Source organism: Mesorhizobium sp. ORS 3428 (assembly GCF_001854785.1).
Taxonomy (GTDB): Bacteria; Pseudomonadota; Alphaproteobacteria; order Rhizobiales; family Rhizobiaceae; genus Mesorhizobium.
In genome coordinates this window covers 1-10,096 of sequence record NZ_MDFL01000177.1, presented here as the reverse complement: position 1 = coordinate 10,096, position 10,096 = coordinate 1, and the positions used below count along the sequence as shown (strand labels likewise).

General features: G+C 57.2%; 6 protein-coding genes and 2 pseudogenes. 4 read left to right on the top strand and 4 right to left on the bottom strand.

Annotation, left to right across the window (positions count from 1 at the left end):
* From ORS3428_RS29150 to ORS3428_RS29145, 3 genes and pseudogenes are all read left to right on the top strand, one after another.
* The coding region (locus ORS3428_RS29150) for an SDR family oxidoreductase (protein WP_122984394.1) at nt 1-350 on the top strand (350 nt) is incomplete at its 5' end.
* 171 nt (nt 351-521) lie between these two features.
* Nucleotides 522-758 (top strand): annotated as a pseudogene (locus ORS3428_RS34530) (helix-turn-helix domain-containing protein).
* A 276-nt stretch (nt 759-1,034) separates the two neighbouring features.
* Nucleotides 1,035-1,490, top strand: a pseudogene (locus tag ORS3428_RS29145) (ATP-binding protein); the annotation flags it as partial.
* 347 nt (nt 1,491-1,837) lie between these two features.
* Here ORS3428_RS29145 and ORS3428_RS29140 read toward each other — a convergent pair.
* The 4 genes from ORS3428_RS29140 to ORS3428_RS29125 form a co-directional block, all read right to left on the bottom strand.
* On the bottom strand, nt 1,838-3,490 hold the full coding sequence (locus tag ORS3428_RS29140) for an ABC transporter substrate-binding protein (RefSeq protein ID WP_071101728.1): 1,653 nt from the start codon (nt 3,488-3,490) through the stop codon (nt 1,838-1,840).
* A gap of 691 nt (nt 3,491-4,181) precedes the next feature.
* On the bottom strand, nt 4,182-6,311 hold the full coding sequence (locus tag ORS3428_RS29135; protein WP_071101727.1) for an ABC transporter ATP-binding protein: 2,130 nt from the start codon (nt 6,309-6,311) through the stop codon (nt 4,182-4,184).
* 10 nt (nt 6,312-6,321) lie between these two features.
* Entirely contained in the window at nt 6,322-7,521 is a 1,200-nt protein-coding gene (locus ORS3428_RS29130) for an ABC transporter permease (protein WP_071101726.1), read from the bottom strand.
* A gap of 9 nt (nt 7,522-7,530) precedes the next feature.
* Nucleotides 7,531-8,568 (bottom strand): ABC transporter permease, encoded by a 1,038-nt coding sequence (locus tag ORS3428_RS29125; protein ID WP_108723211.1) that lies wholly within the window; start codon nt 8,566-8,568, stop codon nt 7,531-7,533.
* Between the two features lie 201 nt (nt 8,569-8,769).
* Between ORS3428_RS29125 and ORS3428_RS29120 the strand changes: the two genes are divergently transcribed.
* Nucleotides 8,770-9,678 (top strand): LysR substrate-binding domain-containing protein, encoded by a 909-nt coding sequence (locus ORS3428_RS29120; RefSeq protein ID WP_071101724.1) that lies wholly within the window; start codon nt 8,770-8,772, stop codon nt 9,676-9,678.
* Nucleotides 9,679-10,096: the final 418 nt, after the last annotated feature.

Sequence of the window (10,096 nt, the reverse complement as noted above, 5' to 3'; positions counted from 1 at the left end):
ATCTCGGCGCGCCCTACATTGCCTACAACACCTCAAAGGGAGCCGTCGTATCGTTCACCCGAAACCTTGCAGCGACCTATGCCGACAAGGGAATACGCGCAAACTCAATCCTTCCGGGAATAATCGACACGCCAATGGCCAGGGATGCGACCATTCAGACAAGCGGCAAGTCCGAGGCTGAGATTGACTTTGAAGCTTTGGCTAAGGCACGTGCCGCGCGCGTTCCCATGAGGCGAACCGGCACGGCATGGGACATCGCGCGAACCGCTCTCTTCCTGGCCAGCGACGATTCGGCTTACATTACCGGATCGGAAATCTACGTTGACGGAGGGCTGAACTGCGTCGCGTAGCGCGATGCGCAAAACAATCCTCGGTCAGACAGACGCTGCCTCGGATATTGACGTCTGGGCCTAAGCGCCTGCCGCCTCGCGCCGAGGCTTCAGGGTCGGCAATTTCGGATTTACTACTGTCACAAAGACGTCGCCTTAAGAAGTGGTTTCGTGGGATTGGCCTGCTGCCCCATGTCCAGCTCACCTAGCCTCCTCTCCTATCATGTGGCGCTGTCGGTGTTCGAAGCGACAGCGCGCTGTGGAAGCTTCCAGGCAGCAGCCGGCGAACTAAACATGGCTCACGCGTCCGTCTCATAGCACGTAAGAAGGCTTGAGAAGCGCCTGAATACTCGACTATTCGACCGGCGCGGCTGTGATATGGTGCTCACCGAGGATGGTGAGAAGCTAATCGAGGCAGTTGAGCGCTGACTCGCTCGCATCAAGCTCGGGTTGGCCGAGTTTGCGCGTGAGGCAGACGAAAACTCTTGAGAGGACTTGGCATGCGCTTTCTGATGCAGCCCCAGTCCTCAAGCCGCGGTCACGGTCGACCCCTCCGCTCTCGTAAGGTCGACCGCCCGCACTTCCCCGCGCCTTGGAGCGCGCGGCGGGTCATCGTTGCACCATCTTCGGGCCGGCTACGCCCCGTGCTGTGACTAACGGCTGACCCATGTGCACAACAGGCGATTTCTGGAAAGGTGCCTTGGTGCACCGCTTACAGCGCAGTTCACGACGGCGACGACGCTGGTCGCTGGCCTCGCCAAGGCGCACGGCGAGCGGCGCCTGGACGAGAAACTGCTGGCACTGTCGAAACCAAAGCTGCTGATCGTCGACGAGCTCGGCTACCTGCCGCTGGAGCCCGACGCGGCGCACCTGTTCTTCCAGCTGGTCAGCCGGCGCTATGAAACCGGCGCCATGCTGATCACGTCGAACCGCAGCGTTGCCGAATGGGGCACCGTGTTCGCCGATCCGGTGGTCGCGACCGCGATCCTCGACCGGCTCTTGCACCACAGCCACGTGCTGACCATCCGCGGCGACAGCTACCGGCTCCGCGCCAAGCGAAACAGCGGCCTCATCAGGCCGCCCGTCGGTGACAGACCTCCGGTCGGCTCCGCCTCCCTCCGGCCCGTCACCGACGGAACTAACCTTCAACCGACATCATGAACCCGAAGGTGGGGGCAGTTCTTCATGACGCAAAGGGCACCTCCAAGGGGGCAGTTCCGGATGGCGTTTGACAGACGGAGAGCGCCCCGGATTTTTACTAGCCTCCAGGGCGCGCAGTACGCTGGGTATGTGGCCGTCGCTCGTCAGCCCGGAGAGCCTGAACTTCAGTACAAACGCTTCTGATGTGAGCTGGAGGCACCGCCTCGGAGAGCGCTGCCGGTCTGATTTGTTCCTACGTCCGAGCTCAGGATCCTTACTTTAGGCGCACCCACCGCCTCAAAGGGGGCGAGGCGTTTCACAGCGAGCCGACGTTCGCTGTGAAACCCACCTAGCCCCCATCTCTCGCGTTAGGCTGCCTGGTCGAGCCAAACCTTTCCCAGATCAATTTCGAACATCGGGTGCATCGCATAGCCYTTTACTTGCTTAGTCGAGTGATTCACCAACGTAAGCCAATAAGGCTGAGTGATGATGCCGGAATCCTTGAGGAGGGTTTCAAGGTCATTCATCATGGCCTTTCGCTTCTCTGGATCGGGCACCGTCAACGCCTYGTCCAATTTCTTGTCGAATTCCGGATTCGACCACCCGGTCTCATTCCATACTGCTCCGGTACGGTAGGCAAGTGCCAGCACCTGGACCCCGAGCGGTCGCGCGTTCCAGTCCGTTGCAGAAAGTGGATATTTCATCCAGTTTTCCCAGAACGTGCTGTCGGGAACGATCGTGCGTTTGACCTTGAACCCGGCGTCATRCAACTGCGCGGCCATAGCGTCCGCACTAGCCTTGAGCCAATCCGCGTCGCTACTGAATAGCTCGTGTTCAAATTCCATCTGACCGGCTTCGGCCATAAGCTTCCGGGCGGCTTCGACGTCACGCTTCTTTTCTGGTAGCGGGTAGTACTCAGGGTGCAGCGGTCCGACATGGCAATCCACCGCGACAGTGCCGTATCCATTTTGAGCGGTTTGTAGAACAGTTTTGTTATCGATGGCCAACTGCAAGGCCTTGCGTACCCGCTGATCRTCATAGGGCTTGTTCGTAACCTGTGTGCGGCAGATGATCGTTTCCGTTGTTTCGGCCTCAGATCTCACCAAACCAATCTTGTCAAAAACGGGGACGAAATTCGCGAATGTCTGCTCGTTGGCATCGATCTCATTTGCTTCGAAAGCACTCTGAACCGTGGAAGGGTCGCTGYCGTAATCAATGAATTGCACCTCGTCGAGATGAGCTTCGCCGCCCCACCAGCTTCCGTTCGTTCTACGCTTTAGGACTGCCTTTTGGCCGACGTCCCACGACACCAGCTCGAACGGCCCCGTGCCCACAGGGAATTTTACGATGTCCGAGCCATGCTTCTCGAAGTCACGATGCACGATCAATGCTGGATAGTCAGCGAACCCTGGGATGATCGTGATGTCGGACCTTGGTAGCTTGAGCTTAACCGTATGATCGTCGATTTTCGTGATGGCACCCTCGATGGCTTTTCCCGTCTTGTCATCAACGAGAGCGGCCATGTGTGCGGACATGGAATTTCCTGCCACGTCCTTTTGGCACCAACGCAGAAGGTTAAACATCACGTCGTCGGCGTTGAAGTCATCCCCGTTGTTCCATTTTACGCCTTGCCGAACATGCAGGGTGTATTCAGTGGCGTCCTCATTGATGTCCCAACTCTCCAGTAGCCGCGGTTCAAAAGTGTGACCGACTGTGTACTTCACCAGCGGTTCTAAGAACTGACGACAAATGTTTGAGATTTCCGAATAGTCACTCGTTCGGGGATCTTTTGGACCGTAGATGGGCATTGCGATCCGCAATGTCCCACCCTTTTTGGGTGTTTCTTCAGCATATGCGGGTGCGGTTGCACCAAGCATCGAATACGCCATAGCTGCAGAGGCACCAAATATGGAAGCCAGGGCCAGAAACTCCCGTCTGTCCATCCTGCCTTTTTTGGCTTCGTCGGCTAGAGTGTCGAGGACCTTCGGCATTGCGCCGCGGTGTTTAGTTGCACGTTCCATTTGAACCTCCCTTTTGACCTACACAGAAGTTAAGTAGCTAAGGCAAAACCGAATGTTCGTAATCGTGGGCGGCGCCGACTGGAGAGATRCTGGATCGTGCCAGACAGCCAAGCGCTCATTTATCCTTTGAAATAGCCCAAGAGCCGGGTGCGTCGCATACAGAAAAGAAAACGCTCGATATAAAGATATTTTACCTCTGACGCGCTTAGCTTTACTCCTAGCTGCCCTTCGGACGTCGGCGTAACCGAGCCTAGAGATGGCGATATGCTCCCGGGGCTGAGCATCTGATATGTGGTCCAACGACGAACGACATGAAACTCGAAGATCACGGCAACTCGTCGCCTTGGGAGAGGTATGGAGGCCGAACTGGACTGCTTGCTCCCGTCACCACCACGGGTCTGAGCTGCCCTTGGACGGCCTCGCGGTCCGACCGCCGCAGCTCCAACCAGGAGCGGAAGCGGAGGATAAGAGYTCTGGCCACTCGGCGCTTGGCGGAAGGCCGGCAAGGAGTCTTGGTGTAGGTCCTCGGGCGGCGGCAGCCTTTCGACGGCCTGGGCCCCCTGCTAGGCGGAAGAGCAAAATCTGGCCAACGTATACGGTGCCAAGCGCGGGTGGGCACAACGGTGGATGACCGTCCCGCGGAAGCACTGCTGCGCCGGATTCCCGTCGCCTGCTGAGGTTATCGGACTGATTACGCAGGCTTCTCTGCGTCCGGACTGTGCGAAGCGAAGCTCACCACTGGTTCCTGTCTGGCGAGTTGTTCGTCGCTAAGCCAGCAAAGGCTACGATGATTGTTTCCCAGATCCCTGAGAGGCGGCAACTCCCTGTCGCAGCGGTTCTCGGGAACGAGCYTTTTCCATCGACAGCGCGTCTGGAACGGACAGCCCGGCGGCGGACTCATGGCCGATGGGATATCGCCCTCGAGGACGATGCGCTTTTTGACGGCGCTGGTGTCGGCGATCGGGATCGCAGATAAGAGCGCTTCTGTATAGGGGTGGTAAGGAGGTGAAAAGATCTGGTCCGTCGTGCCCTGTTCCACGATATGACCGAGATACATGACCACCACACGGTCAGCTATATAGCGGACCACGGACAGGTCGTGGCTAATGAATAGCATCGTGGTCTGGTTCTTGCGCTGGATGTCCATCAGCAGTTCAGTCACTGCTGCCTGCACCGAGACATCTAGGGCGGAGACTGGCTCGTCGGCCACCACTAATTTAGYGCCCCCCGCGAAGGCACGTGCGATCCCGATCCGTTGTTTCTGTCCGCCGGAAAGCTGGCGTGGTTTGCGTTTTTCGAAAGCGCGGGGAAGTTTGACCAGGTCCAGCAGTTCTAGCATCTTCTGGCGCCGCTCCGCGCGATTTTTGCCAACTTTGAATTTCTCCAGAGTGCGGACGATCTGCGAGCCGACCGTATGGCTTGGATTGAGCGTGTCAAACGGGTTCTGAAACACCATTTGTATGGAAGAAACCGTTTCCACGTCGCGCGCCTCGATGCCTGTGGATTGGATTTCCTTTTCGCACAGCTTCACGGTGCCAGAACTTGCCGTTTCGAGCCCTAGCAGCACTTTCGCCAGCGTGGACTTACCGCAGCCKGACTCGCCGACAATGGCGACAGTCTCGGATTGCCTCGCGACGAAGGTGACGTTCTCGTTGGCCTTGACGGTGCGCATTCGCCCGCCCCCCAAGATCGAGTTCGCTGCGACCTCGTAATGTTTCTTTAGGCTATTCACCTTGAGCACTGGCGAGCCAGGCTTTACCGGCTCTCGGGCCTTGTCGGCGCCTTCAGGGAGCGCAGCCCAGTCGATTTCATTGAATCTCACGCAGCGGCTGTAATGGCCCTGGTGCCCCTCGACCGGAATCATGGGGATTTCTCCGGCGTCGCAGCGGCCTCGCACGAAGTGTTGGCAGCGTGGACCAAAATTGCAGCCGCGCGGCCGCTCATGCGGCAGAGGAAGCTGGCCTGGAATAGCTACTATTGGCCGGGAATTTTTGTCCGCCCCTGGCAGAGGTATCGACCGAAAAAGGCCCTGGGTATAAGGATGGCGCATCCGGTCGAACACATCGGACACAGTCCCTGTCTCAACCGCCTCGCCGGAATACATCACCGTGATGCGGTCACAGGTTTCCAGAATCAGACCAAGATTGTGTGAGACAAAGATCATCGAGGTGCCRAAGCGCTTACCGAGATCCTTCACCAGTTCAATGATACCCGCTTCGACTGTCACATCGAGGGCAGTTGTGGGCTCGTCCAGCAGGAGGAGTGCCGGTTTGGACAGCAACGCCATGGCTATCACTATGCGCTGCTGCTGGCCGCCGGAAAGCTGGTGAGGGTAGGAGCGCATTATGYGTTCCGGATCAGGTAGGCGGACTGCATTCAGCATTTCAAGCGAGCGGCGGTTTGCCTCCTGCTTTGAGACCTTCTCGTGGAGGATCGGCACTTCCATCAGCTGCTCGCCAATCYTCAAAGCAGGGTTCAGGCTCGCCATCGGCTCCTGATAGACCATTGCTATCTTGTGTCCGCRCATGGCACGGAGCTCCGCCTCGGACATGTCGCCCATGTCCCTGCCTTGGAATTTGATGCGGCCCCCAACAATCCTCCCGAGCCCGGGAAGGTCCCGCATAATGCCTAGGGAAACCGTAGACTTGCCRCAGCCCGATTCCCCTACGATTCCCATGGACTCCCCAGGCATGACCGTGCAGGAAAAGTCCATCACGGCCGGGATCGCCCCACTCTTGGTAAAGAAAGAGATCGACAAGTTTTCGATCTCGATGATCGGCTGGGCGCTTGCTACGGTCGTCAGTTTGACAGCTTCGTTCATAGCCGGCCTCTCAATCTTTGAGCGATTCTTCGCGAAGTGCGTCAGCTAAAAGGTTCAGTCCGAGCACAAAGGACATTAGCGCGATGGCCGGTGGCAGTGCCGGATGGATATAAGCGCGCAAAAGTCGGCTCGCGTCCTTGATTGCGGTCCCCCAATCCGGACTATCGGGCGGAACCCCCAGGCCGAAATAGCCCAGCGTTCCGAGCAGGATCGTCGTGTACCCAACGCGCAAGCAGGCATCGACGATCAATGGGCCTCGAGCGTTTGGTAGGATTTCCCAAATCATGATGTACCAGGCGCTCTCGCCGCGTGTCTGGGCAGCTGCGATGTAATCGCGCGTTTTAATGTCCATCACGAGGCCGCGCACGATGCGAAACACGCTGGGTGACGACCCGAGGACAACGCCCACAAAGATGTTGAGATAGTTCGCACTGACGTGCATCACGCCAACCGGATCGGCGTCAAATATCACGCCCGCATAGATCCAGGCCCCAATAAGAATGGTAGCTCCAATAAGAAGGTAATAACGCTCCGGGCGGCTTTTGTATCGGGTATGGAATAAAGTCAAAAAGAATACGATGGGGATCAAAAAGATGACGGCGGCGAACGACCTCGAAATGGAGACTCCAATGCCCGTCGCCTCGCTGAACCAATTGTCAAAGGACAACTCCCGAACGTCCGGCGTCACCAGGAGGTAAAACAGCAAAATGACAGGGAATGCCAACAAGAGGTWGACAAAGAAGGATAACACAGAATCGACGCGACCGCCGTAGTATCCGGCGGGCAAGCCGAGTCCGATCCCAGCAATTAGTGCAAATGCTGTAGCTGAGGGCGCGATCGACATCACAATTCGGCTGCCGTACACCATGCGACTGAACACATCCCGCGCAAGTGTGTCRCCGCCGAAATAGTAAACCCCGCTGCCATCAGGGACTATGGTCCCCGGCAGCGCTCCCTTCAGTGCTGCGATTTGGCTGATGGGATCGAATGGCGCGACGATGGGAGCGAATATGGCTGTAGAGAGCCAAAAGAGGCATATGACGACTCCAGAAAGTCCGACGCCTGTTCTGAACAGGTCCCCATAGAGCCCAAGGTGTTTGCGGAAGCGAATGCTAAACGCAAGCCACACAGCCATAGTGATCCAGACCGACCAGAACCTTCCCAGGACAGCAACGGCTATATTGAACCAACCAATTATCTCAAGCTGCACTGATGCCTCCTACTGCACTCGAATGCGCGGGTTGAGATAAACGTAGCCGATATCTGAGATCAGCTGAGTCAGCAACACCACCACTACAGAAACTAACGAACAGCCAAGCAGAAGGTCGATGTCATTGTTAGCCGCTGCTTCGTTCAATATAAAGCCAAACCCTTGGTAGCGGAACATGGTCTCGACTACTACGACGCCGGTGAGCAGCCATGRAAACTGAAGCATGATCACTGTAAAGGGAGTGATCAATGCATTTCGCAGGGCGTGTTTGAGCACCACTCTGGGAAAAGAGAGACCCTTCAATCGCGCGGTGCGGATGTACTGTTGGGTCATCACTTCGACCATCGACGCTCGCGTCATGCGAGCTATGTAGCCGATGTCCGCGATGGCCATTGTCATCACAGGTAATGCGAAATTGTAGAAGGTAAGGCCTTGTCCGGTTGCCGAAGCGGCGGAGCCGTTCAACCATCCCAGCCAGGAAGCGAAGATCACCGTGAAGATGACGCCGGAAACATATTCGGGCGTGGCTGTTGTGACGATTGATAGGACAGAAAGAGTCCTGTCCGTTGGAGTTCCCTCCCRCATTCCGGCCAGAATGCCCATCAGCAATGAAATTGGGATGACCGTCGCGAGCGCCCAGAACATCAGCTTACTTGTAGCTGCCAGGGCCGGCAGAATTTTTGCGGAAACGGCGGTTCGGAACTTCGTCGAACATCCGAAATCGCCTTGAAGCACGCCGGAAACCTGGCGAGTCGTCGGCCCGCTGCAAAATCCAAATTTGGGCGCCGGCTTGCCCGTKGTAGGATCGACGCTGGGGTCCTTGGGCCAGACRCCGACCCATTCGGCGTATCGCTTGAAGAAGGGCTCGCGATAGCCATTTGCCTGAAGCCAGTGTTCTACGTCGACGGCGCTAGCTCGATTATTGGTCTGGTTCAGTGCTAGCTTCTTCAGGTTCGGTTCCAGGTTGACCATATAGAAGACGATCAGCGTCAAACTGACCATAGTCAGCGCCATCACACCTAGACGGCGCAGGATAAAACTATGCATTACGTCCTCATCAACACCGGCGCGTGTACCCGGGCCAAACTCGACCTTTTCCGTCACCTCGATTTAAAGCTGATTGGAACAGCCGGCTAAAGGTTTGTCCCTGGCATATTGCCACAACACCGCATCAGCTTCATCTTTGAATAGGCGATGCAGCGGCGACGCCGTAGACGGAAAAGATCGCATTTGATATAGACCTGCTTCATGTCCAAGCTTCGCGATCTCGTCCCGTCCACCCATTCGCTGTTCGTTTTCGAAGCAGCTGCCCGCACCCTGAGTTTCAAGAGGGCGGCAAGCGAGCTCAATGTCACGCAGCCGAGTGTCTCGCACTCGATCAAGATGTTCGAGAAGCATTGCGGGACCGGGCTGTTCGTGCGCGACAACCGCGGCGTGCAGCTGACAGAGGCAGGCAGGCAGCTTTACGACGAGGTGCGCGTCGGCTTTCGCCGGCTGGAGCAAAGGCTTGAGGCGATCTCCGGGCGCGGAACGCAATACATCACCTTTGCCGCCTCAACCTCTCTGGCGGCACATTGGCTGGCGCCTCAGCTCTACGACTTCCAGGCCGAACATCCCGACATCAGGATCAAGGTCGTCGCCACCGATCGCGACATTGATCCTGATCACGAGGTCGACGTCACGGTGTGGGTGCGGCCGCGGGACTTCGAGAGGGGCAATAGCTGGTTCGTCTGCGACGAGATCATCTYTCCCGTCTGCTCGCCCGCCTATCTTCTGTCGCATCCAGCCCCACAGGGCGTCGACGATCTGGTCCACCATCAGCTGATCCATTCATCGGATGCTTATCGCAAACGCATGGACTGGTCCGAGTGGGTCGAACTCGCGGGTGGCGATGCGAGCGAGATCAAGCCCAACATCGTCTTCAACGATTCCCAGCTGACGCTTCAAGCGGCTCTGGCCGGCGAAGGAATAGCGTTGGGGTGGTCCTTGACGGCTCAGCAACTCGTCAAGAACCGCCTTCTGGTGAGGCCGCTCCCAACCGAGATCAAGACCGAACGAGCATTCTTCCTGCTGACCAGCGACGACGTCAGCAAGAACAAGCGGTGCAAGGTCTTGGTAGACTGGTTTCTCGCCCAGTCCGAAGAGCTCCGTCTGTGACTTTCGAGCCGGCACATCCAAGTGGTACCCCGGCTCAGTTTGCGCCTCCGACCGGCTAGATATAAACTGTTTTTCTCGCCAGCCCGCTCCGACGGGAGTTCCAGTAGTGCATTGCGCCTGAGTCGCCGTTAGATTCTTGTGACTCTGGGTTCATCCCATTTKGGAGCGCGTGACGGAAACGGTTGTCCTCTAACTTACATCCTGCTGCGCAACTTACGCTTTGGGCGCGCCCGCTATGCGGTCCGGCATAAACTGGATTTGGGGCCGACAAAAACTTTTAGCTGTTCTCGGCGGGTCCGCTACTCTCTATGCTCAGATCGAGACCTGCTCTTGCAGAACTTTTCATCCGAACAGTGATGATGCTTCATTGCCGCGAGCTTTGGCGAATACGGCGTGGTTTTTCTGGCGCGTCTCGATG